General features: G+C 38.4%; 17 protein-coding genes and 1 tRNA gene. 14 read left to right on the plus strand and 4 right to left on the minus strand.

All coding sequences use genetic code 11. From position 1 onward, the window contains the following. The first annotated feature begins 46 nt into the window (after positions 1–46). The 3 genes from QAI40_RS01655 (at position 47) to QAI40_RS01665 (ending at position 4,740) form a co-directional block, all read left to right on the plus strand. Positions 47–2,158, plus strand: a complete 2,112-nt coding sequence (locus tag QAI40_RS01655) for a 3'-5' exonuclease (protein WP_299976822.1) — start codon at positions 47–49, stop codon at positions 2,156–2,158. 68 nt (positions 2,159–2,226) lie between these two features. After that, entirely contained in the window at positions 2,227–2,841 is a 615-nt protein-coding gene (locus tag QAI40_RS01660; RefSeq protein ID WP_299976819.1) for a LemA family protein, read from the plus strand. A gap of 24 nt (positions 2,842–2,865) precedes the next feature. Further along, positions 2,866–4,740: a DUF294 nucleotidyltransferase-like domain-containing protein gene (locus QAI40_RS01665; protein WP_299976816.1), complete on the plus strand. Its 1,875-nt coding sequence runs from the start codon at positions 2,866–2,868 to the stop codon at positions 4,738–4,740. A gap of 17 nt (positions 4,741–4,757) precedes the next feature. Here QAI40_RS01665 and QAI40_RS01670 read toward each other — a convergent pair whose 3' ends face one another. Continuing rightward, positions 4,758–5,744 carry a DUF4136 domain-containing protein gene (locus QAI40_RS01670; protein WP_299976813.1) on the minus strand — a complete coding sequence of 329 codons (987 nt, stop codon included), beginning with the start codon at positions 5,742–5,744 and terminating at the stop codon, positions 4,758–4,760. 332 nt (positions 5,745–6,076) lie between these two features. On the opposite strand from QAI40_RS01670, the gene QAI40_RS01675 reads away from it, so the two are divergent. Genes QAI40_RS01675 through QAI40_RS01700 form a run of 6 tightly spaced genes read left to right on the plus strand, consistent with a single transcriptional unit; the run spans position 6,077 to position 14,887 of the window. Next, on the plus strand, positions 6,077–7,681 hold the full coding sequence (locus QAI40_RS01675; protein WP_299976810.1) for a peptide chain release factor 3: 1,605 nt from the start codon (positions 6,077–6,079) through the stop codon (positions 7,679–7,681). A 30-nt stretch (positions 7,682–7,711) separates the two neighbouring features. Then, positions 7,712–8,800 (plus strand): 3-phosphoserine/phosphohydroxythreonine transaminase, encoded by a 1,089-nt coding sequence (gene serC, locus QAI40_RS01680; RefSeq protein WP_299976807.1) that lies wholly within the window; start codon positions 7,712–7,714, stop codon positions 8,798–8,800. Next, complete coding sequence (gene serA / locus QAI40_RS01685) at positions 8,800–10,380, plus strand: phosphoglycerate dehydrogenase (protein ID WP_299976804.1); 1,581 nt, start codon at positions 8,800–8,802, stop codon at positions 10,378–10,380. The genes serC and serA overlap by 1 nt, the downstream gene beginning before the upstream one ends. Positions 10,381–10,396: 16 nt before the next feature. Then, positions 10,397–13,993: a DUF3683 domain-containing protein gene (locus QAI40_RS01690; RefSeq protein WP_299976801.1), complete on the plus strand. Its 3,597-nt coding sequence runs from the start codon at positions 10,397–10,399 to the stop codon at positions 13,991–13,993. A gap of 1 nt (position 13,994) precedes the next feature. Then, positions 13,995–14,705, plus strand: a complete 711-nt coding sequence (locus QAI40_RS01695) for a 16S rRNA (uracil(1498)-N(3))-methyltransferase (protein ID WP_299976798.1) — start codon at positions 13,995–13,997, stop codon at positions 14,703–14,705. Positions 14,706–14,719: 14 nt separating this feature from the next. Further along, a complete protein-coding gene (locus QAI40_RS01700; protein ID WP_299976795.1) occupies positions 14,720–14,887 on the plus strand; it encodes a hypothetical protein in 168 nt (55 codons plus the stop codon). On the opposite strand, the gene QAI40_RS01705 is transcribed toward QAI40_RS01700, so the two are convergent. Beyond that, positions 14,877–16,685, minus strand: coding sequence for an ABC-F family ATP-binding cassette domain-containing protein (locus QAI40_RS01705; protein ID WP_299976792.1), 1,809 nt, complete (start codon positions 16,683–16,685; stop codon positions 14,877–14,879). The two genes, QAI40_RS01700 and QAI40_RS01705, sit on opposite strands and share 11 nt — an antisense overlap. Further along, on the minus strand, positions 16,682–16,924 hold the full coding sequence (locus QAI40_RS01710) for a hypothetical protein (RefSeq protein WP_299976789.1): 243 nt from the start codon (positions 16,922–16,924) through the stop codon (positions 16,682–16,684). Before QAI40_RS01710 ends, QAI40_RS01705 begins: the two co-directional genes overlap by 4 nt. A gap of 149 nt (positions 16,925–17,073) precedes the next feature. Here QAI40_RS01710 and QAI40_RS01715 point away from each other — a divergent pair, with 149 nt between their 5' ends. The 3 genes from QAI40_RS01715 to QAI40_RS01725 all read left to right on the plus strand — a co-directional run bounded on the left by QAI40_RS01715 (position 17,074) and on the right by QAI40_RS01725 (position 20,641). Further along, entirely contained in the window at positions 17,074–17,745 is a 672-nt protein-coding gene (locus QAI40_RS01715; protein ID WP_299976787.1) for a response regulator, read from the plus strand. Next, positions 17,745–19,151 (plus strand): sensor histidine kinase, encoded by a 1,407-nt coding sequence (locus tag QAI40_RS01720; protein WP_299976784.1) that lies wholly within the window; start codon positions 17,745–17,747, stop codon positions 19,149–19,151. Before QAI40_RS01715 ends, QAI40_RS01720 begins: the two co-directional genes overlap by 1 nt. Before the next feature lie 71 nt (positions 19,152–19,222). Further along, positions 19,223–20,641: a Do family serine endopeptidase gene (locus tag QAI40_RS01725; RefSeq protein ID WP_299976781.1), complete on the plus strand. Its 1,419-nt coding sequence runs from the start codon at positions 19,223–19,225 to the stop codon at positions 20,639–20,641. Between the two features lie 52 nt (positions 20,642–20,693). On the opposite strand, the gene QAI40_RS01730 is transcribed toward QAI40_RS01725, so the two are convergent. Beyond that, positions 20,694–20,769: transfer RNA gene (locus QAI40_RS01730), tRNA-Ala, on the minus strand. A 174-nt stretch (positions 20,770–20,943) separates the two neighbouring features. On the opposite strand from QAI40_RS01730, the gene QAI40_RS01735 reads away from it, so the two are divergent. Both QAI40_RS01735 and QAI40_RS01740 read left to right on the plus strand, forming a co-directional pair. Next, positions 20,944–22,836: a peptidylprolyl isomerase gene (locus QAI40_RS01735; protein WP_299976778.1), complete on the plus strand. Its 1,893-nt coding sequence runs from the start codon at positions 20,944–20,946 to the stop codon at positions 22,834–22,836. An 8-nt stretch (positions 22,837–22,844) separates the two neighbouring features. Further along, positions 22,845–25,682, plus strand: coding sequence for a M16 family metallopeptidase (locus QAI40_RS01740; RefSeq protein ID WP_299976775.1), 2,838 nt, complete (start codon positions 22,845–22,847; stop codon positions 25,680–25,682). The last annotated feature ends 6 nt before the right edge of the window (positions 25,683–25,688 follow it).

Raw genomic sequence — 25,688 nt, forward strand, 5'->3', positions numbered from 1 at the left:
TATGATGAATCTTTTTATCATAGAATTCTTCTTGTCTTTGGATTGAATGAAGCAGACCAACCGATTCTGGAAAATTATTTTTTTTACCCTGCTTGCAACAATGGTTGTTATCAGCGGTATTTTATTTTTTTTATGGCAGACATTGAGTGAAGAACAAATTCATGCTGTCACTACCATCACCAGCGATCATTCCTTATACATTATCAGCGCTATTTTTATTTGTGCTTCTGTAGCATTTGCCGGGCTTGAATTTATATTTATTTCCTACATCGAGCCTTTGAAAAAAATCTCTGCCGAAGCCGCCATGATTTATTCATCCAACCCTTCCCACAGATTAACCATCACAGGGAATAAAGATATTAATAATTTAACATCTGTAATTAATAACTTTGCAGATATGTTTGAGAACCTGAACAAAAACATTACCCAACAGATACTTGTTGCCAGAAAAGAGACTGAAAAAGAAAGAAATTTACTGGCGGCTATCATGGCTGAACTCCCCCAGGGGGTTATTATCTGCAATAATAGCGGCAGAATTTTACTGTTTAATTCTCTTGCAAAAAAAATGTTTACACAAGAAACCCATTCAAGCACAGCTGAATATTTTATCGGGCTTGGCAGATCCATTTTCCACCTGATTGATAAGACATTGATTGCCCATGCCATTGAAGAAATTGAAGAACACCTTAATAATGGCAGACAGAGTGTGGCCTCTTATTTTTTTACCCCTATTTATACCGGACGCTTGATCAGCATTGAAATCACACCTATCCTTGATCAGAATAACCTGATGACCGGTTTTATCCTTACTTTCCAGGATGTGTCGGATGATATTGAGCGGTATGAAAATATCAATCAAACTCTTTTGTCTTTTAAACAAATGCTGGACAACAATATCTTACAGGAAGGATCGTTTATCAGCGATCTAATCAAACAGACGGATAAAGAGCTTTTCAGAGATTTTCAACTCATTGACGAGAAATACCTTCAAATGTCAAGTTTTATTCTTGATTCAACTTTGAATAAGAGGCCTTTAACAACCCTCTCTCTGAGCCTCTTTCTTTCTTCACTACAAAAAAAACTATGGGATGAGAATGGGATAAATATCAATTTATCAAATGATGACAATGACACACGGATCTTGGCAGACACCTATTCATTCACTGTGGCACTTGTTTTTCTCCTGGTAAATTTATCAGAATTCACTACACAAAATGAATTTGATCTGGAAATTTCAACACGAAAAAAAGAAATCTGGTTTGATATAAAATGGCAGGGAAATACCGCAAGTCCCGCAAGTCAAACCCAGATTAAAAATATGCTCTCAAAAAAAATAAGAGGTTTGCCTTCATTTGGATATGTTCTAAAGCAGAACAGGTCTGAATTTGAAATTATTGCACACAACAATCAACCCTGTTCACAGGTCAGGATTAAAGCAAAATCCCAATTAAAATATTCCTCTACCAGGGAAAACAGACCTGCTGTAATGGCAGTAAGCAGACCTGAATTTTATGATTTTGATCTTTTTGATATTAAAGATGCGAATCTTGATCTTTTGGACACCAGTTTAAAAAACATCACCTACACGGTTTTTGATACTGAAACAACCGGCCTGAACACGGATGGCGGTGATGAGATTATAGCCATTGCTGCCGTGAGAATTGTCAACAATAGAATCGTATACCAGGATATTTTTGAGGAACTGGTGGACCCGAAAAGAGATATCCCTATGGAATCTTATAAAATTCATGGTATTAATTATGAAATGGTGGCCGGAAAAAAGGATATCAATACGATTTTACCTGTATTTAAAAAATTCACTTCAGACACGGTGTTTGTGGGGCATAATATTGCTTTTGACATGAAGATGTTAAAAAACAAGGAAAAGACCACCCATATTAAATTTCTAAACCCCGTACTTGATACGCTTCTTTTATCTGCAGTCTTGCATCCCGTCCATGAACAGCATGATATGGAAAATATTGCAAACCGCCTGGGGGTTAATATTATCGGAAGGCACACAGCCCTTGGGGATGCCATAGCAACAGCAGAAATTTTTTTAAAATTGCTCCCCATTTTAAACAGCAATGGAGTCCTGACTCTCAAAGATGCCATTAAAGCATCTAAAAAAACTTATTATGCGCGATTAAAATATTAGTTGAACTATTCGGTATTTAAATGATACTTGAGTGCACATTAACCGTTAACACTAAAAAGGAGTGACATATGCCGCATCGATGGTTTCAAGTTGCCGGATTCTGTTTTGTTTTTTTTGGAATTGTATTGTTTTGTGTTGTTTTAGGGGGATACACCAGTTTTTGGAGATCCCAAAATAGAATTGAAGCTTCAAAGTCAATTTTGACGGATGCCTGCCAAAAGAGGTCGGAGTTATTACCCGGACTTATTGAAATGGCAGAAAAAAGTAAGACACCAATAGATAGGCCAGGGATAAACCAAACAGCCCAAAAAGCAAACAAGATTTTGCAACTGGTCATTTCTCAAAAAACCCCCCTTGAAAAGGAACTGATCAAAGAATTTGAAATTTCTCAGTCAAAACTGACGTTCCAATTAAAAGACCTGTTCATTCAATTGGAAGGGTCTCCTGAACAAAGTTCTCAACAATTTAAAGCCTTGAGAAACAGTGTTTATGAAGCCCATAACAACATACTTTTGATAAAGCGGCGTTATAACGATGAAGTGAACTATTTTAATACAAGAGCAGTTGCATTTCCTGCGTTTTTATTTGCAAAACTGTTTGGGTTCGATAAAATGGAATATATAGAAATTTCAAAAGATCTGTTTTTGCCGGCAGAAAAAACGTTTGCACCATCAACCTCATGAATTCTGAAAAAGGGTGAATTTTATTTGAAAAAAGAATTACAGACGTATCCATTCTCAGTGCTTTCAAAGCAGGAGCAGGAGAAATTGACCCATGCGTTCTCCTATGAAAAAGTCAAGAAAGACACTATTCTCCTTGAACAGGAAATCACAAGGGTTGAAAAACTTTATATTCTCTCCAGGGGCCATGCTCAATATTATTATGAGATGAACAATACAAAAATACTGTCCGGAGAATTGAAGATTGGAGACAATTTTGGCGGTATTTCAATTCTATTGAATGATGCGGTTTCCATCAGATCCTTAAAGCTTCTTGAAGACTCAGTCTTTATGACCCTTAAGGCAGATTTTTTTTTAACCTTATGTAATGAAAATTCAGAATTTCAAGATTATTTTACCAATGAATTCGGCAAATGCATGCTGAACAAATCCTTTTCCGGAATTATTTCAAGACAGATAAAAGACAAGGAATTTAACCTGCCCTTTTTCAATCGACCCATCCGGAGCATTTTCAAGCCCAATATTATCACCTGTCCGATGGAGACCAGCATTGAAAATGCAGCCATTAAAATGAGCCGGAACAATGCCAGTGCTATTTTGATAAAAAAAGACAAGCGAACCATTCAAGGCATTGTCACTGATGCAGATCTAAGGAAAAAAGCAGTGGCACAAAATATGGATATGTCCCAACCCGTCTCAGATATTATGTCCTCCCCCATTATTTCCATTTCAGCTGACTGCCAGGTGTTTGAAGCATTTTTATCCATGATCGAAAATGACAAAAGGCATTTGGCTGTTTATAGCCAATCAGGTGATATTACCGGTATCGTCAGTGAAAAAGATCTCATATCCGCCCAGACAAAATCAACATATCTTCTGATAAAAACCGTTAAATCCGCCAAGACCATTCAGCAAATTGAAAATATTCATTCAAAGCTTGAAAAAATGCTTCTCGACCCCATAAAAAATGGAGCCAGCCCTGAATACATCACGCGCCTGATCGCTACATTTTCAGATGCAATAATTGATAAGGTAATAAAATTTTCCCTTGATAAAATGGATCCCCCGCCTTGCAAATTTGCATTTTTAACCATGGGGTCGGAGGGCCGTGAAGAACAGACCCTGATATCTGACCAAGACAACGCCATTGTCTATGAAGACGCTGAACACCCCAAAGAGGCAAAACACTATTTTGACGAGCTTTCTCAACTCATCTGTGACCAGCTGGATTTAGCGGGATACAGGTTCTGTGACGGTAATAACATGGCAAAAAACCCGAAATGGTGCCAGCCCTTATCCAAATGGAAAGAGTATTTCAACACCTGGATTCGGACCTCAAATCCTGAAAATCTTCTTCATTCCAGTATTTTTTTCGATTTCCGGGGAACCTGGGGAGACATAGCCCTGGCAGATGAATTAAAAGAATATCTTCTGGGTGCCATAGGAGGCTGGGCCGGGTTTTTAAGAAACCTCACGGAAAACACTCTTTATTTCAAACCGCCCATTGGTCGGTTCGGCAAACTTATCGTGGAAACCCAGGGTGAGCAAAAAGGATCTTTGGATATAAAACTGGCTATGCTGCCGCTTATTGATTTTACGAGGGTCTATGCCCTTAAAAACGGCATTTCACAAACCAATACCTTGACAAGGCTGTTCAGACTCTACACCCGGCATGCATTAACCAGTAAAGAATACACTGATATTGTCAGGGCCTATAATTATATGATGCAATTAAGATTTGTAAGACAGATCACCACCATTATGGACGAAGAAAAAAGCCCTGACAATTATATTAATCCCCATAATCTTTCAGCCCTCGATCAAACCCTGTTAAAAGAAATTTTTAAAATGACTGAAAAACTTCAACAAAAACTGGGTATCGAATTCACCGGAGTTGTTTAATCAAGGTTTTTTTATTTCTATTTCAGTTGGCCGGATATATGTATCCGCTCTCCATCTCTATAAATTAAAAGCAATATTTTTCCTCCGGATTCTGTATTCTTGATTTCTTCTAAAAGAACCTGAGGTTCGTTTGTAACCTTCTCGTTGACTGTGAGAATAATGTCCTGTTTTTGTACTCCCATCTCTTGTGCCAAACTGTTTTCAGCTATTTCCAGGACAACAACACCTTCCTTTTTCTCAAGGTCGAATGCATTCATATATTCCTGGGTCAATGGTGTGATTGTTACCCCAAGACGCTCTTTTCCCGTGAAGTGGCTTATACTATGAGCATCGGTGGAACCTCTTTTTATCTGGATAACCTCCGGACCGTTCGACTCGACGTTGACCTTCAGTTTTTGCCCTGTATTTGTCCCGAAATAAGGTCTTCCGGCAGCAATTATATGTGGAAGCGCAATCCGTAAATCAGAAGTAGTTCCTTCGCTTTTCAAAGTGGTTTTCCACAGTTGAGAATGGTCTTTTGAGTCATACGCCTCTAAGATTAAAAATCTTGCATAAGTCGTTGAGCTAGTTGTTACAGTTTTTGTCGTAGGTGGCACATGTATCCACGTCCACCCGACCGGGTAGCTGTATCCGCCGGAAGTATTATAAGTTCTTGTGGAGGTCTCTGTTTTAGGGCTCCCTATCCCATATGCCAGGCGGATAAGCAGGTCTGCGCCCTCTTTACTGCTGATATATTTATACCCTTTCTGTGACAGAGCGTTTCCTACATACCTTGCAAACTCTTTGAATTGTAAATCGTTATCGCTGGTGTTTTTCATGGCGGATGACATGGTATAAGTCCTGCCTCTTAAATCAGCGCCGACATCAGCTATAGAGTCAACTTCTACCGTATAATACTGTCGGGGTGCTACATAGGGAGCAGGAGTGGTAGCACATGCGGTTAACAATAGAGTAAATATGGTAAAAACACCTGAAATCAATACAGCAGTCTTTATTCTTTTCATGTTTTCCCCCAGTCTTGTTCGCTCTTTTTTTAATCAAATTTCGGCTCGGTTCTCATTTCGATAATTACTTCTTCTTTTTTTGCGATATTGTCAAGTTTATTGACTAAAATTATTCTCTGCCAAATTTTTAAGACTTTGTTTCAGGTCCTTACCACTACCACTGTCAAAAATAAAAAAAAGTCATGACAGCATTTGAGGACTTATAATATTCTCGCCTAATGAATTGAAATTATTTAGAATTTGTTGCAGCAAAATATTTTCTTATTGATTAATAGAAAAAATACTGTTAAATTTCCACCCTTGAAATTTGGAATACAGGGAATTTAAACTTAATGAACTCGAAGAATATAGATAAGACACTTTTAAAACAAATTAATAAACGCAGGACATTTGCGATTATCAGTCATCCTGATGCCGGCAAGACAACCCTGACAGAAAAACTATTGCTGTTTGGCGGTGCCATACAACAGGCCGGTGCCGTTAAATCAAGGAAAGCTGCAAGGGCTGCAACAAGTGATTTTCTCTCTATTGAACAGGAAAGAGGGATCAGCGTGTCTTCTTCTGTTATGAAGTTCACTTATAAAGGGTATGAGATTAATCTTCTGGATACCCCCGGGCACAAGGATTTTTCAGAAGACACCTACAGGGTTTTGACTGCTGTGGACTGTGCCGTCATGATCATCGACAATGCAAAAGGGGTTGAACCCCAGACTCAAAAATTGATGGAAGTCTGTAGGATGCGGAACACGCCGATTATTACTTTTATTAATAAACTGGATCGTGAAGGCCTTGAGCCGCTGGATATTTTTGAAGATATTGAGGATAAACTCCAGATAGAATGTATTCCTTTAACCTGGCCCATTGGTATGGGCAAGAGGTTTAAAGGTGTTTATAATCTTGAAAAAAAAGAGCTGGGTGTTTTTTCTCCCGGGTTTACGCCCAGGGATGATGATGGTGTTTTTATTGATGATCTAACAGATTCAAGGCTTGATGAACTGATTTCCGAAAGCCAGGCAGAACAGCTCAGGGAAGATGTGGATTTGATTATTGGCGCATCAGATCCGTTTGATCTTGATTTATATTTGAATGGTACTCAGACGCCTGTTTTTTTTGGATCAGCCATTAATAACTTTGGTGTCCGGGAAATGCTGGATGCTTTTGTCAAAATCGCACCTAAGCCGGGAAATCGGCCCACGGCCACAAGAGATGTAGAACCCCATGAAAATGCATTTTCCGGATTTACGTTTAAAATTCAGGCCAATATGAATCCGGAACACAGAGATCGTATTGCGTTTTTCAGAATCTGTTCAGGAAAATTTACCAAAGGGATGAAAGTAAAACATCATCGAATTGGAAAAGAGATCAAAATTTCCAATGCAATTATTTTCATGGCCCAGGAAAGAAATAATATCGAAGAAGCCTATCCAGGTGATATTATAGGGATACACAATCATGGAACCATCAAAATCGGTGACACCTTTACATTAAAAGAACCTTTAAAATTCTTAGGCATTCCCAGTTTTGCTCCCGAGCACTTCAAACGGGTGATCTTAAAAGATCCGATGAAGGCAAAGGCGCTTGCAAAGGGATTGACTCAGCTTTCAGAAGAAGGAACCATACAGGTGTTCAGGCCTTTAATTGGGAACATGCACATTATTGGTGCGGTTGGGGTGCTTCAGTTTGATGTGACCATGGCACGGCTTAAAGCAGAATATAATGTGACTGCTGATTATGAAACTATTGATTTATCCGTTGCAAGGTGGGTAACATGTAAAGATGATAAAATACTGAAAGACTTTAAAAAGAAGAATGAATCCAGCCTGACCATGGATTCCGAGGGATGGCTGACCTTTTTGACAACCAGTGAGTATCAGCTGGGATTCACCATGGAAGAGTGGCCGCAGATAGAATTTCATAAGACAAGAGAGCACAATTGATTAACCTACTTAAGATAAAGGAAAATAAAAATGACAGATCAACGAATTTTTAATTTCAATGCCGGTCCTGCTGCGTTACCTTTACAGGTTCTGGAAAAAATACAAGCCTCTTTTTTAAATTTTAATCAGTCTGGTATGTCGATTACAGAAGTCAGCCACAGGTCTTCTTATTTTGATGATGTTATCAACGACGCAGTTGATCGGGCAAAAAGACTCTTAAAACTGGATGACCGGTTTCATGTTCTTTTCATACAGGGCGGGGCCTCCCTTCAATTTGCCATGATTCCCATGAATTTTCTTTCTGAAAGTGATACTGCAGATTATGTCAATACCGGCACATGGTCAACAAAAGCGATAAAAGAAGCCGAGATTCTAAAAAAGAATTACACGGTTGTTGCTTCCTCGGAAGACAAGAATTTTTCATATATTCCAAAAAATATCGAGTTTTCAAATGATGCCAAATATGTTCATCTGACATCCAACAATACCATTAAGGGAACCCAGTTTCATGAATTTCCGGATACAAACGGTATTCCCATTGTTTGTGATATGTCTTCAGATATTTTTTCACGACCTCTTGATATGGAAAAATTTGGTTTAATATATGCCGGAGCTCAAAAGAATCTTGGGCCATCAGGTACCTGTATGGTGATTATCAGGCAGGATATGCTGGATATGGCAAATGTTGATCTGCCGTCCATGTTAAAATATTCGACCTATGCATCAAAAAATTCCATGTATAATACGCCGCCCTGTTTCGGGGTATATACGATTGATCTTGTATTGAAATGGATTGAAGAAGAGATGGGTGGGATTGAAAAGATGGAAGAATACAATATTAAGAAAGCAGATCTTTTATATGATTTTATCGATTCGAGTTCCTTTTACAGAACCACAGCAGAAAAAGACTCAAAATCCTTAATGAATGTGACCTTCAGGCTTCCCGGCGAAGAACTGGAAAAGCTGTTTGTTGTTAAAGCCACTGAAAAAGGACTCGGCGGACTTAAAGGGCATAGATCGGTTGGTGGGTGCAGGGCTTCCATTTATAATGCAACAACCATGGAGGGCATCAATGCTTTAATTCAATTTATGGAATCCTTTGAAAAGGAGAATAAATAATGAAAGTTCTTGTCAGCGATAAAATGGGCGAAGCCGGGTTAGAGATATTTGAAAACCAGGAAGGAATCGAACTCGATGTAAACACAGGGCTTACCCCGGAGGAATTAAAACAAATTATAGGTAAATATGATGCTCTGTCCATCAGGAGTGCTACTAAGGTCACAAAAGAGATTCTTGATGCTGCAACTAATCTCAAAGTTATTGCAAGAGCCGGAATAGGGCTTGACAATGTCGATATTGATGAAGCCACAAAAAAGGGTGTGGCGGTTATGAATACCCCGGGTGGAAATACTGTTACAACGGCAGAGCATGCCATTGCAATGATGATGGCGTTGACAAGGAATATTCCACGGGGCACCCAGTCCATGAAGGAAGGCAAATGGGATAAAAAACTGCTCCAGGGAAGAGAAATCAGTAATAAAACATACGGCGTTATCGGGTTTGGAAATATCGGCTCCATTGCGGCAAACCTTGCAAAAGGTTTGAGAATGAAAGTTGTTGTATTTGATCCCAATATTTCTTCCGAGCATATTGAAAAGGCCGGATTTGAATACGTCTCTTTAGATGAATTGTATGAGCGATCTGATTACATCACCATCCATGTTCCTAAAATGGATGCCACTATTGATTTGCTCGATGCTGAAGCGTTTGCCAGAATGAAAGATGGCGTCATGGTTATCAATTGTGCAAGGGGAGGCATTATTAATGAGTCTGCCCTTTATGATGCCATCCAGTCCGGTAAGGTCGCAGGAGCTGCCCTTGATGTATTTTCCACCGAACCTCCGGGAGATCATCCTTTGTTAACGCTTGACCAGGTCATCGCTACCCCCCATCTGGGAGCATCCACCAAAGAAGCCCAGACAAATGTTGCGGTTGCAGCAGCAAACCAGATTATTGCCTACTTGTTACAGGATACCGTCATTAATGCAGTCAATGTTCCATCCGTTACCGGGGAAGTGTTAAAGCAGCTTGCCCCCTTTTTATATCTTGCTGAAAAAATGGGTATAATGCAGGCACAGATTACAAAGGGCGGGGTCAGGGAAATCAACATCGAATATATTGGCAAATTTCCTGATTTTGATTTGAAGCCCATTACCATATCGACGATTAAAGGATTTCTATCACAATTTGTTCAACATGAAGTCAATTCTGTTAATGCGATTTCTCTTGCCAATGAAATGGGAATCAAAATTTCAGAATCAACTTCACAGGAAGCAGGAAATTTTTTAAACCTTATAAGGATAACAATTGTATCGGAAGAAGAAACCAATATCCTTGAAGGTACCATTTTTGGCAAAGATGATGCCAGAATTGTCAAAATTAATAAGTTCCGATTAGAGGTCATTCCCGAAGGGCATCTCAGTTTGATTCACAATCTTGACAAGCCCGGTTCCATTGGTTCCATGGGCGTGACGCTTGGAAAGCATAATATTAATATTTCCCGTATGATGGTGGGTAGAGAAGAAGACGGTCAGAGAAATATTATATTTTTGAAAACAGATACCCCTATTTCTCCTGAAGTTGTAAAAGAAATCGAAGACCTGGAGCTTGTCATCAGTATGACAACCTTTGAATTGTAGCCATGATACTGTTGAAATGATAGATCCAAAAAGAAAGATACCTTACAACTACACCTCAGCCGACGATGACCAGATCATCAAACATCTTTTTGGATCTAAACTGCTCAATGTCATTAAGAAGCTTGAACCCGAAAAAGAGTTCGACAGATCTTCTATACTCCTGCACAGGTTTATGGGGGATCTGTTTATTATCCAGAGGAATCCGTTTCTTTTCCAGGAACTTGTTGAGCATCCACACCAAAGAAAGCGATTGTTTTTTGAATTTAAAAATGATCTTACCATCATTGAAAAGAATGCCGGACAAGAGGATGTTTTTGTCATTCTTGAAAAGTGTAAAAAAAGGCTGAACAGGCTTTCAGAAAGAATCAGAACCGTCCAATCCGATCAGAATCGCATTTTAAAGCATCTGTCACCGATCATTGGCAAGGCTAATATCTATTTTGATCCGTTTAATATTACAGCCCATGCAACCGATGCCACAGACTGGCGACTTTACACACCCGTTGCAGTTCTGCGCCCCGACAAAGAATCCCAGGTGCCAAAACTTGTAAAAAAGATTGAAAGCCTGGGATTTCAAATCATTCCAAGGGGTGCGGGCACCGGATTGACAGGAGGGGCAACACCTTTGACATCAACTTGTGTCATGCTCAATACTGAAAAATTGAATCAAATTTCAGATATTGCGGTTGAAAAGGATAAAAATGGCAAAGAGTATGCCGCCATTACACTTGAGGCAGGAGTCATTACACAGGATGCGATGGCCGCTGCAAAAAAACATGGGTTTATTTTCGCAACCGATCCTACCAGTTCCTGGGCATGCACCATAGGCGGGAATCTATCTGAAAATGCAGGCGGAAAAACGGCTGTTTTATATGGAACTGCCATTGACAATGTGCTGTCCTATCATATTACCATGCCGGATGCGGTGTCCTATACGGTTAAAAGAAAAGATCATCCCTTAAGGAAAATACTTCCTCAAGACAATGTCATTTTTGATATATATGATCAGAAAGATCAATTATTCAAAACTATTATACTTAAAGGCAGCCAGATTCGAAAAAAGGGGCTGGGTAAAGATGTTACCAATAAAACGTTAAACGGGCTTTTTGGTATTCAAAAAGAAGGGTGCGACGGTATTATTACCTCTGCCACGTTTGTTTTATATCCTGAATTTAAATTTAAAAAAACCGTTTGCATAGAGTTTTTTGGTAATGATATGAGCCAGGCAGGATTGGTGATCGCAGATATTTCCAGGGCATTCTCTAATCAGCGGCCGGCTTTGATGGCGTTAGAACATTTTGATGAACAGTATATTAAGGCCATAAAATATAAAACCAAAACATCTGTCGGAACAAGACTTATTGCCGTACTTCTCGTTGATATGGTTTCAAATGATGAAAAACAATTGCAAACAGGTGTTAAGACCCTTGAAACCATACTCGAACCTTATGACAAGACAGGTTTGAGTGTTGCTAAAGATGACAGGCAAGTTCAAAGATTCTGGCAGGACAGAAAACGTTTAGGGGCTATTGCCGCTCATACCAATGCCTTTAAATTAAATGAGGACGTTGTATTGCCGGTAGATTCATTGGCCAAGTTTGCCAGGTTTGTCGACCACTATAATATTGAAGAGAAAAAATTCAATCAGACTCAGACCATACTAAATATTATTCAGTATCTTGATACGGCAATTCCATTGTCAGATCCCGAGCTTTTACGAAAAAGGGTGGGGCAGGCAAAGGATCTGGCATATAGAACAAGAAAAAAACTGGATATTGCCTCCAGAGATGCTCTTGAAGCCTCTATTCATTCTAAAAATTTTTACAGGGAGGTCATTAACAATTTACACGGGTATACGCTTGTTATTGAAAATGTGACCCGGGTTTATGAAAAAACAAAGGCAAGGCTTATTGTCATTGCCACTCATATGCACGCCGGTGATGGAAATGTACATATCAATATTCCGGTTTTATCAAATGACCGTCAAATGATGGAAAGAGCGAATTTTACGGCTGATAAAATAATGGAAAAGGCAGTCCGGTTAAATGGAGTTGTTTCCGGGGAGCATGGAATTGGAATCACAAAATTTAAACACCTTGATCCGGAAAGGGTAAAGGAGTTTACTAACTACCGTAAAAAGGTTGATCCTAACGGATTAATGAATCCTGACAAACTCTTTGTGCCGGACATTATTGAAAAAGTATTTACGCCTTCTTTTAATCTTCTTGAGCTTGAAGCCAGGATTTTAAAACATGGTTCTTTATCAAAACTTGCCATGAATATTGCCAATTGTGTACGGTGTGGAAGATGCAAGTCTCAATGTCCGGCATTTTATCCTGGGCAAAACATGTTTTTCCACCCGAGAAATAAGAATTTATCCATAGGGGCATTGATCGAGGCATTGCTCTACATTACCCAGCGGACACAATCTACGGGATTTAAAATTCTTAAAAATATAGAGCAAATGGCAGATCATTGTACCATTTGCCACAAGTGCTTTAATAAATGCCCGGTGAATATTGATTCTGGAAACATATCCATTGAAGAGAGGGATATCTTACAGAATATGGGGTTTAAGCACGCATCTTTGTTAACAAATCTAACCCTTAAATATCTTTCCAGTAAAAGTAAGGTTTTAAATCCTGTATGGAGAGCCTCTCTTCTTGGTATTGGAGGAACCCTTCAGAGGACGGCAACAAGTGTTTTGTCGCCGCTGATAAAAATAAACGGGTTGAAACCCAACGGGTTTTTCCAATTGTTCAAATCGCCGGCAGCAAAATTTGATTCTGGAACTTTAAGGACTTTTTTATCAAATACAAATAAAAATCAAGCGGTTATTTTAGAACCTGAAACCAAAATCAGGGCGACTGTTTTTTATTTTCCCGGGTGTGGAAGCGAAAGGATTTTCTCTAAAATATCAATGGCTGCAATTTATCTTTTATTGGAAAATCAGAACAGAGTGATTTTACCACCTCCCTATATGTGTTGCGGCTATCCTTTCCTCGTCAATGCAAAGAAAAAAGAGTATGACCAGATGGTGCTTGAAAATATTATTATTCTGACCCAGATAAAAGATATGTTCAGGGATCTGACATTTGATGCATACATTGTCAGTTGCGGGACCTGTATGGAATCTCTCAATGAAATCAACATTTCCCAAATATTTGACTGCCCGGTTCAAGATATTTCAGAATATGTACTGAATCAGGATCAATCCATACAAATGAACCAAAATTATTTCTACCACACCCCCTGTCACGATTCTTTAGAGGACAATGCAATGGCATTGTTGAAAAGACATTTAAAGGACAACGACATTCGAAAAATTCCTTATTGTTGCTCAGAAGCCGGAACAATGGCACTTTCAAGGCCGGATATTACCAATGCAATGCTGGAACGAAAAAAGCATGCATTAAAAAAGGAAGACACAAAAGGCGGATTAAAAAAAATATTAACCAATTGCCCGTCATGCATACAGGGGCTTTCCCGGCATCAAAATCTAAAATTGCAGCCCATCCATCTTGCACAGGAACTTGCTTTAGTTAAAGGCGGAAAAAACTGGGAAAGAAAACTGAAAACTTTTGTACGTCAAAACGAGGTTGTCACATTTTAATATGAACCTTGTCCTTTTGGAAAATAAAGATTTTATTGGTAATGAACGGGTTGTTATTCAAGGAAGACAGTTCCAGCATTTGATCTCGGTAAACAAGGTGAAGAAAAACGATCGACTGGTCTGCGGCCTTTTAAATGATAAGATCGGTACGGGTTTGATCACAAATGTATGGAAGGATTCTCTTGAAATGGAAGTTCATCTGACTAAGGATCCACCCGGACCATTACCCCTGACCCTTGTTTTAGCTCTTCCAAGACCGAAAATGCTCAAACGGATTATTGAGAACGTTACAAGCCTCGGTGTTAAAAAAATTTATCTGATAAATTCCTGGAGAGTGGAAAAAAGCTTCTGGCAAAGCCCATTGCTTAAAAAAGAGTATCTTAGAAAACAGATGATTCTGGGACTGGAACAAAGCCGAGATACGGTATTACCCAAGATTTATCAAAAAAGGTTTTTTACTCAATTTGCAAATGAAGAACTCCCTCAAATTTCAAAAAACAGTTTGTGTATTACAGCCCATCCTAAATCTTCAAAAATCTGTCCGTCTGGTGTAAATAAAAAGATAACACTTGCGATAGGTCCCGAGGGCGGGTTTATTGATATTGAAGTTGCAACATTAAAAAAACAAGGGTTTTTTTCATGCCATATCGGACAAAGAATTTTAAGGGTTGAAACCGCTGTGACCTGCTTAATTTCACGATTGTATTCATAAAAGAGGAACGACATATGAAAGACAAAAAGAAAATTGATAAAGAACGGCAAATATCTTATGACAGTTTACCCTCAAGTGTTAAAGAGAGCTTAACAGAGGAAGAAAAAGAGCTTTTTCTTTATGCAGAGCAATGGCCGGATTCTCTGTTTGAAAAACTGGAAGAATTCATTATTAAAGATTAACTTTTGTTTTTTTTGTATCTAGGCATTCCCATCTTTCATAAAGGTGATGTGACTTTTCCTGTGCCTGTTTGAGCATGGAACAATAGTGTTTCATTTTTTCAGGTGTGTTCATGATTTCAGGCTCTTGTATTTTATCGGAAAGCAATTGAACCTTGTCTTCAGCCTTTAAAATTTCTTCTTCGATATGGTCCAGTTCATATTTGTCTTTATATGAAAAACTTAAGGGAGGGTTGGTTTTTTTTCTGTCTGTCTTTTTTATTTTCCGGGGTTTTTCAAGGAGTGTTAAACGGTGGTTCATAATCTGATTAAAATCTTTAAAAAACTTGGCTTCCGAGCCGGGATCAAGATATAAAATTCGATGACAGACCCTGTCCATAAGAAAACGGTCATGGGAAACGATAACAACCGCACCCGGGAATTGTCTTATACTGTCCTCAAGAACTTCTAAAGATAAGATATCAAGATCATTGGTGGGTTCGTCCAAAAGAAGGATATCGCAAGGGGAAAGCATGATATTGGCAATGGTAATTCTTGCCTTCTCGCCGCCGGATAGTCTTTTGACAGGCATATCAAGCTGATCCGGCATAAATAAAAATCGCTTTGCCCAGGTTACGATATGAATGGACCTGCCTTTATAATTAACACTGTCTCCACCGCCTGGATTAAGGGCTTCTTTTAAACTTAATTTCGGGTTTAACTTAGAACGGCTTTGATGAAAGCCAATGACTATTAAATTTTCAGCCCATTGGACTTTACCTTCATCCGGGAGGATTTTTTTTTCAAGGATTGATAAAAATGTAGACTTCCCACTGCCATTTTCTCCAACAACACCGAGGCAAACCTTAGGTCCAAGTTCAAAGGTGATATCAGAAAATAGTTCTTTGTCATTGATACTTTTTTTAAGATGATAGGCTCTTAACAGTTTTTTGGTCTGTCTGCCGGTAGCGTGAAAGGCAATATCCATAGTAGCGGTATTTTTATTTCTGTCCTTTAAGGCATACAATTCCATCCTTAATTTTTGGGCCTGCTCAATTCGATATTTTGCTTTTGTGCTTCTGGCTTTGGCTCCTTGCTTGAGCCATTCGTCTTCCCTTCTCATTTTGCTGGATAATGAAGCCTGTTTTTTTTGCTGCCCTATTAAAAACTTTTGCCGCTCTTTTTCAAATTTCTTATACTGACCGGCAATTTTAAAATATCCTGCAGGATAATATTTTGCAATTTCCATCACATTGAAACAGACATTTTCAAGGAAGGTACGATCGTGGCTGACAACGATAAATGAAAACTGTGCAGATTTCAATATATCCTCCAGCCACAAAATACCATTAATATCAAGATGATTGGTCGGTTCGTCCAATAGAAGAATATCAGGTTTACAGCAAAGCGCTCTTGTGACAGCTAATTTTTTTTTCCATCCGCCGGATAAATTTCCAACCCGCATATTTGCATCTTCAAATCCACCTTTCCCCAATGCTTTTTGAACAATTTTATGGCGCTCCCTGTCATCAAAAGGGCTGTCCTTTGAACTGTCATATAAAAGCTGTTCCACTGTTTGATCGGGATTGAGACGGTCTTCCTGGGAAAGATATATAAATCTTAAGCCGGTTTTGGTAATTAATTCTCCGGTATCGGGTTCAATTTTATTTGCAATGAGTTTTAGCAGTGTGGATTTACCGGAACCATTCATTCCAATAAGCCCCAGCTGTTCATTTAATTTAAAATCAATGGAAAGGTCGTGAAAAAGCGTATCATCCCCATAGGTTTTTGAAACATTTTTAAGGCTGAAAGTATGGCTCATGACTGATTATTATTGGCTTGATTGTTAATGTGTCGATAGACACTGATCATTTTAATCAAAAAACTGATAGACAAAGCTAAACTGATCAGTATGACAAAGCTTGCAGCAAAAAAGGTCATAATAAAACTAAAAGGATCATTCAAAGAATAGGAGCCAATAATCAGATCGAATCCGAAAACCAGAAAAAAAATAGATACAAGCATCATGCTCACCTGGAAAATCCACCACGTATATTTCATAAAGAGAAAATTTCCTTATTAAAAATTTCACAACTTGTAAAAATCAGGACAAGTCTATAGTGTTGACTTTAAAAAATCAAACCCATTGATTTGTTTTACCAAGACATTATAATGCATTTAATAAAGAATAATTGAACAGGAGCATTATTATGAGAATTCTGGTTATAGAAGATGATTTAAAAATTGCAGAATTCATTCAAAAAGGCCTTAAATCATCAGGATTTGCAGTTGATCATGCCGCAACAGGAAACCAGGGGTTTGAAATGGCCTTTGAAGAGCCTTATGATACAATGGTTGTGGATATTATGCTGCCGGAACTGGATGGTATATCATTAATCAAAAAAATTCGGGAAAAGAAAAATAATACACCGATTATCATTTTAAGTGCAAGAGATCGAGTGGATGACAGGGTAAATGGTCTTCAGGCCGGTGCTGATGATTATCTGACAAAACCTTTCGCATTTTCTGAGCTTCTTGCAAGGATACAGGCGCTTATCAGACGAGCGGGGAATATTACAGATCCCGTGAATCTTTCATATGCCGATTTAAGCATTGATATATTAAAGCGCCAGGTAAAAAGGAATGATGAAATTGTTGAATTGCAACCCCTGGAATTTTCTCTTCTGGAGTATTTGTTGCGTAACAGGGAACGTGTGGTTTCAAGAACCATGATTATGGAACATGTCTGGGATTATAATTTTGATCCGATGACCAATGTTGTTGAAGCAAGAATTTGCAGACTGAGAGATAAAATTGATAAAGACTTTGAACCCAAATTAATTCATACGGTTCGGGGTGCAGGTTATGTGCTGAAAGTTTAATGATTTATAAAATTTTTAATACAATAGCGTTTAGATTAGCACTCTGGTTTACAGGAATTTTTACCATCTGTTCCGGTGTTGCCTTTGTTTTGTTTTATTTTCTTGCCACTCAAACCATTCAGAGTCAAATTGATCAGGAGCTTTTGGATAATGCATCTAAATTTTCTGCTATTATTCACAGGAACGGATTGGTGGGTGCAAGAGAGCTTGCCGTGGTAGAAGCCCAGGCAGCAGGAGAAAAAGTCATATTTTTCAGGCTTGTGTATCCAACAGGAGAAGTATTTGCATCTTCTCATATGTTCTATTGGAAACAGGTTCATGTGAGCAAGAATGCCCTGCAAACCCTTGTCCTTAACAAAAACCCCATATTTGAAACCATTCTCATTCCATCAACCAGACAAAAAGCAAGAATTCTTTACAGCTATGTGGCAAACAATGCCATCTTACAAACCGGAATAGTCATGGATTTTTCCGCTAAATTTTTATCGGCCTTTAAAAAGGTTTTTATCGGTGCAATGGGCTTTATCATTGTTTTTTCCGCAGTGTCCGGCTGGCTTTTGATTAGAAAAGCATTGTCCGGTGTTGCGACCATAACTAAAACAGCTCAAAATATTACCGGCAGCAACCTTGAAGCAAGAGTTGCAGGAACCGGCAATAAGGATGAGCTTGAACATCTGGCTAATACATTTAACTCCATGCTTGACAGAATCGAAGAACTTGTAAAAAGCATCAGGGAGATGAGTGATAATATTGCTCACGATTTAAAAAGTCCGATTACCAGAATCAGAGGTTTTGCTGAACTATCACTTACCCATGAGGAAAACCTGGAAGATTACCGTGGCATGGCCTCAAATACCATTGAAGAATCAGATCGTCTCTTGGACATGATCAACACCATGCTGGTGATTTCAAAGGCTGAAGCCGGCGAGGGAGAATTTGAGTTTAAAAAAACTAATCTTTCCGTAATGATCAAAGCGGCATGTGACCTTTTTGCGCCGCTGGCAGAAGATAAAAATATAGATTTTGACCAGACCATTGAAGAGCAGATATTTATTGCTGCAGATATAAAGATGCTTCAGAGGGCATTTTCCAATTTGTTAGACAATGCAATCAAATATACGCTTGAAAACGGGAGGGTAAGTGTTACTGTCTTTAAAGAAAACAATTTAATTACCATTAAAATTCAAGATACAGGAATTGGTATAGAATCGGAATATTTTGAAAAAATATTTGAAAGATTTTACAGGGCAGAGTCATCCAGAACAAGTGCCGGAACCGGTTTGGGTCTTAGCCTTGCCAGAACCATTGTTCGACAGCACAAAGGGGATATTTCAGTGTCAAGCCGGCAGGGCAAGGGCTCTGTATTTGTGATGACATTACCATATAGTAATCTTGAGGTCATTTAATCGTCATATTTATGGTTTATTATTAAAGTCGGTAAGGGAAATATCGATTTTAAAATTTATGGGAGGTTAAAATGAAACAGATAAATAAAATATTTTTTATCATTATTGTGATAGCCCTGGTGGCCGCACCGGCAATTGCTAAAAAGAATTTTAAAAATACCAGAATGGTGCCGGTAAGTTTTGCTGAGCTTGCCAAACAGGCAAAACCCGGTGTTGTAAACATACAGACAGTTAAAACAATTGAAGGTGGTGGAAGGGTTTACAAACATTTTTTTGGCCAGCCCTTTGGCGGAAACCGAAATCCGTTTGATGAATTCTTTTCACCTTTTCCTAATCAAAGACCGCAAAACAGGAAAGAAAGCAGTCTGGGTTCCGGCTTTGTTATCAGTAAAGACGGATATATTGTAACCAATAACCATGTGATTAAGGATGCGGATCAAATCAAGGTAATATTACATGATAAGACTGAATATGAGGCAAGTATCATAGGAACTGATCCCATGACAGATCTGGCACTCATTAAAATTAAGGCAACGGATTTGGTGCCCTTAAAATTCGGAAGTTCCTCTGAAGCTGAAGTCGGATCATGGGTGGTCGCCATTGGCAGTCCATTCGGACTTGAGCAGACAGTAACTGCCGGGATTGTCAGTGCAAAAGGGAGAATCATCGGATCGGGACCCTATGATGATTTTATCCAGACCGATGCCTCCATTAATCCGGGTAATTCCGGCGGGCCCTTGTTGAACCTTGATGGTGAAGTCATTGGTATCAATACAGCCATTATCAGGGCAGGGCAGGGCATCGGGTTTGCTATCCCTTCGGATCTTGCAACCGGCATTATTGATCAATTAACAGAACAGAAAACTGTTTCCCGGGGTTGGCTGGGCGTGGCCATTCAAAATGTCACGGAACAGCTGGCAAAATATTATGGAATCAAGGAAACCAAAGGCGTATATGTTGCCAAAGTGTATGAGGGAGATCCGGCAGATAAGGCAGGTATTAAAGTTGGGGATGTCATCTTTTTGATCAATGATAAAACCATTGATTCATCCAGGGATCTTACTTTGACCATTGGAAGTTCATCTGTTGGTGAAACGGTTACTGTCAAGCTGATCCGTGATGGTAAAGAAAAAATTGTAAAGGTTAAACTTGGCAAGAGACCGGAACAAAATCCTGAAACAAAAGAAACAATTGATGGATATGATTCTTTTGGATTCAGGCTAAAACAAATGGATTCAGATATTGCCCGGAAACTTGGCTATCCTGAAGATATCAAAGGACTTGTCGTCATTGACATAGAATCAGGCAGCCAGGCTTCAAAAACAAGTGTCCGTCATGGCGACCTTCTAATGGAAGTGAACCGCAATAAAATTGCCAGCATTGAAGAGTATCGGCAATATATGAATAAAATAAATAAAGGCGGTATTGCCCAGCTTCTCTTTAGAAGAGGTAACAGCCACGTGTTTGTTGTGGGTTTTGAAAAATCATAGCAGATATCAGCAAGGATGGTTGTAGATTTAAATATCATGACAGAAAAAGAAGTGGTGGAGCTGAGGGGGATCGAACCCCTGACCTTACGGCTGCCAGCCGTACGCTCTCCCAGCTGAGCTACAGCCCCATGGTAAAAGCATTACTTAAATAATAGATTGAATCTATTGTGTCAACAAAAAATTGTTTATAAATATTTAAATTTAAATTAATAAAATATTGACACATGGTTTTATGAAAAGATATTATAAGCGTTTATTTAATTAAAATATTTTTATTTTACACCAGAGTTAAGGAGAAAGTGATGCTGGGTTACTTGCGTGAAAATACCGGAAACTGGATCATTAAAATATTTCTTGGGATTATTGTCATTGTATTCGTGTTTCTCGGTGTGGGGTCATTTGGAACAAGAAGGAACGATTCAATTGCGACCATTAATGATGAACCGATTACCATGGAGGAATATCAGCAGGCTTATAAGGCTATTGTTGATCAGATGAGAGCAAGATTCGGGAAAAATTTGAATGATGATATCCTGAAGGCACTCAATGTAAAGCAACAGGCTCTTGACTCATTAATTGAACAAAAACTAATTTTAGCCGAAGCAGATAAACTGGAAATTGTAATTTCTGATAAAGAACTTCAAGAATCTTTACTGTCAATTAAAGCCTTTCAGAAAGATGGAAAATTTAATTTAGATCAGTATAAAAAAGTTTTAAGTTTGAATTCTTTGAATTCTGAAGTTTTTGAGCAAAACCAAATCAATTCACTAAGACAGGAAAAAATAAGGGATATGGTGTTGAGTGCGGTCAATGTATCAGACCTTGAAGCACGCAATTGGTATCTTTTTCAAAATACAAAAATTGCGGTTGATTATCTCTTATTTAACCCTAGCGGCTATTCCGATATTCATCCTGATGAAGAACAGATCAAAAATTTTTATACTGAAAATAAAGACAATTACAAATCTGATCCTAAAATCAAGGCATTGTATTTAAAGTTTTCTCCTGAAGACCATAAAGATAAAGTAACCGTCAGTGAAGCCAATATCAAAGATTATTACGAGGAACATCAGGAAGAGTTTAAAATACCCCAAAAGGTTGAAGCCAGGCATATTTTAATTAAACTTGCCGAAGATGCCGAAGAAGCAGAAGTTAAGGCGGCAGAAAAAAGAGCCTTAGAAATTTACGAGATGATTGGTAAAGGCCAGGATTTCGAGCAGCTTGCCAAAAAATATTCAGAAGGCCCTTCAAAAGAGGGCGGTGGATATCTGGGTATATTTGAAAAGCAAAGCATGGTAAAACCTTTTGGCGACAAGGCATTCTCCATGAAAGCCGGTGAAATCGGCAAACCTGTAAGAACAATGTTTGGCTGGCATATCATTAATGTGATGGCTAAATTTGACGCTTCCACTCAGGCTTTGGCGCAGGCTTCAGGGAAAATAAAAAAAGCACTTGAACAACAGGAACTGCAAAATCTTGCCTATGATAAAGCGGGAGAGGCATTTGATGCTGTGATTGACGGGGACGATTTTGAACAGGTAGCCCTCATTGCCGACAAAAAAATTATTAAAACCAAAGAGTTCAGTATGAATGGTGAAGGTCTTGACATCATCGACAATGCAGGATTTGCAAGAGCTGCTTTTGAGCTTTCTTTGGATGATATCAGTGATGTAAAACAATTTGGTGATTCTTATTATTTGATCAAGTCAATTTTAAAAATTGAACCTGTTGTTCAAGAGCTTGATCTTGTTAAAGACAGAATTTTAAAAGAATTTACTGCAAAACTTCAAAAAGAACAGGCAAAAAAAGAGGCTCAATTGTATATAACAAAAGCAAATGATGAAAAAACACTGGAACAACTGGCTGAGGAACATCATCTAAAAGTCAAATCCACAAACCTATTCACAAGAAACAGCACTATTGAAGATGTGGGAAATTCTCCCGAATTTATCCAGGCAAGTTTTTCATTAAACCAAAATAATAAAATTTATTCTAAAATAATTGAAACACCGGCCGGGTATTATATTATCGGGCTTAAAGAAAAAAAATCTCCTGAAGAATCTGAAATTTCAGAAAATCTTAAAAGTGTAAAGAATGAAATTGCCTGGAGAAAACAGACACAATCTTATCAGGCATGGATCAATGGATTGAAAAAACACAGTGAAATCAATTATGATCCTCAAATTTTGAATTAAGGTTCCATATGAAAAATAGTACCATCGCCTTTAGAGTTGTAGTTTTAGGACTCTTACTCCTATTTTCATGTGCGCCGAAGCATCCGATTGTTGATCCCAATAATGGTATTCAAACCGATCCTGCCATTGTGTACGGTGTCCTGCCCAATGGGTTTCAATATATCCTCATGGAGAATTCCACACCAGAGGACAGGGTTAATATTCATCTTGATATTTTTGCGGGTTCAATGAATGAGACAAATGAACAACAGGGTGTCGCCCATTACCTGGAACACATGCTGTTTAACGGATCAGAGCACTTTAAACCCGGAGAATTAATCCAATATTTTCAATCCGTTGGTATGGACTTTGGTTCTGACGCCAATGCCCACACCTCTTTTTTTAATACTGTTTATGATCTGTCTCTCCCAAACGCAGATCAAAAGCATATGGATGAAGCCTTTGTTGTCATCCAGGATTATGCAAAGGGTGCCCTTCTTCTGGAAACCGAAGTTGATCGGGAACGAGGAATTATTTTAGCTGAAAAAAGGGAGAGAGACTCGGTATCTTACAGGACCTTCAAAAAATCAATGGAATTTGAACTTCCAGATTCACTTTTTAACCAAAGGTTTCCCATTGGGACTGACGATGTCATAAAAAAAACGGATCGAAAACTTTTAAAATCATATTATGATCAATGGTATCGCCCTGATAATATGGCGTTAATTGTTGTAGGTGACTTTGATATCAAGACTGTCCAGCCTATGATTATTAAAAGATTTTCCAAGCTGAAACCCCGCAGTTTTTTTTTTAAAACTCCTTTATCAACCAAATGGAAAGAACATCAAGGAATAAAAACGTTTTATCATTATGAGCCCGAAGCAGGTAGCACTGATATCACAATAGAGACCATTTCCCGGATGCCGTTTGAAACACAAACCCTGGAGACTATAAAAAAAAGAACTTTAAATCATATTGCAAATTCAATATTGCAAAACAGGCTTTCCAGAATGGTAAACAAGCAAACTGCCGATTTTTCTGAAAGCTCTGTTTTTTCAGGATCATTTTTGCATCATATTTCATTGTCTGCCATTAGTGCGACTAGTGAACCGGATAAGTGGGAAAAAGCTCTTCATCAAATCGAAAATGCTTTGAGACAGGGACTTACATACGGGTTTACAAAAAAAGAACTCGATAGGGTTAAGGCCGATTTTATTTCTTCTCTTGAAAAAGAGCTGAATCAGGTTGAATCGCGGAGAAGTCCGGATCTGTCCAGAAAAATTTTGAGAACCATCAATCGAAAGGGGCTGCTTTTATCTCCTGAACAGAGAAAAGATTTTTTAGAACCCTATATTGAATCGATTTCATTGCAGGATGCCCATGAGGCACTAAAAGAATTATGGTCAAAAGATCACAGGCTGGTACTGGTAACAGGGAATGCTGATATAGATGCAAAAGAGCCTGAAACAGCCATTCTCGATGTATATCAGAAAAGTCTTATTAATAAGGTGAGCAAGTATGAAGGGTTTGAATCAAAAAAGTTTCCTTATCTTGAATTGCCGTCTACAAAAGCCGGGATACGGACAAGAGAAGAAAACGTCAAGGATCTTGGCATTACTATAATCGATTTTCATAATAATGTTCGATTGAATTTAAAAAAAACAGATTATAAACAAAATGAATTCCAGTTCAAGGTTTGTTTTGGAGAAGGGAAAAAATCTGAGCCTGTATCAAAGCCTGGTTTAGCGCTTGTCAGTGAGAGCGTTTTTAGGACAAGCGGGCTTGGAAATCTTGATGCGGACCAGTTGGAAGAAGCCTTGGCCGGTAATAAGATCCGTGTCGGATTTGGAATTAATGAGAATTATTTTTCTTTATCCGGTTCTGGTGATCCAAAAGAAGCCGAGCTTATTTTTCAACTCATATATCATTATTTCAATGATCCGGGATACAGGGATGAAGCTTTGAATCTTGCAAAGATTCGATATAAACAGCGGTATGACAACCTTATCCGAACACCCGAAGGCATCATGCAGATAAAAGGAGAGCTGTTTCTTGCCAAAAACGATTCAAGATTTGGGCTGCCTCAGCCTGAGACGATTAACCGTTATACTTTAAATGATATTAAAAACTGGTTATCCCCGTATTTTCAAAATTCACCTGTGGAGGTGTCTATTGTGGGAGATTTTAATCTTGAAAATATGATCAGCCTTGCTTCAAAATATATGGGAACATTTAAGAAAAGGAAAAAACTTTCAAATGAATTGAACAAGCCCGGGAAAATATATTTCCCAAAAGGAGAGCAACTTGAATTGGAAACAGAGACAAAAATTAATACGGGCGTTGTTCATGTCGCATTTCCAACCGATGATTTTTGGGATATTATGCAAACCCGAAGGCTCTCTGTTTTATCCAGGGTTTTTTCAGAAAGATTGAGAATTTCCATTAGAGAAGAGCTTGGCGAAACATATTCTCCGTATGTATATAATGATCCGTCCATGAGTTTTAATGGCTATGGAATAATGCATGTGGTTGTCAATGTAAAACCTGAAAGTCATAAATTTATTTACCATAAAATTAAAGAAATCGTTTATTCTTTAATCACAAAGGGTATTTCAAAAAAAGAGACGGATTTAGCTTTAAAACCAGTTCTAAATCATCTAAAAGTTCTTCGAAAGACCAATGGTTATTGGTTAAATTCCGTTATGGCCAACTCTTTAACTTACCCACAAAAATTTGACTGGTCCAATAATATGATGACTGGCTACAATACCATCACCAATGATGATTTAACAACCCTCGCAAAAAAATACCTGAATATCGATAGAAGTGCGTTGATTGTAATAAAACCGGAAAATAGTACGGATTAAAAGCCC

It is taken from the genome of Desulfobacula sp. (assembly GCF_030611305.1).
In the GTDB taxonomy this organism is placed as follows: domain Bacteria; phylum Desulfobacterota; class Desulfobacteria; order Desulfobacterales; family Desulfobacteraceae; genus Desulfobacula.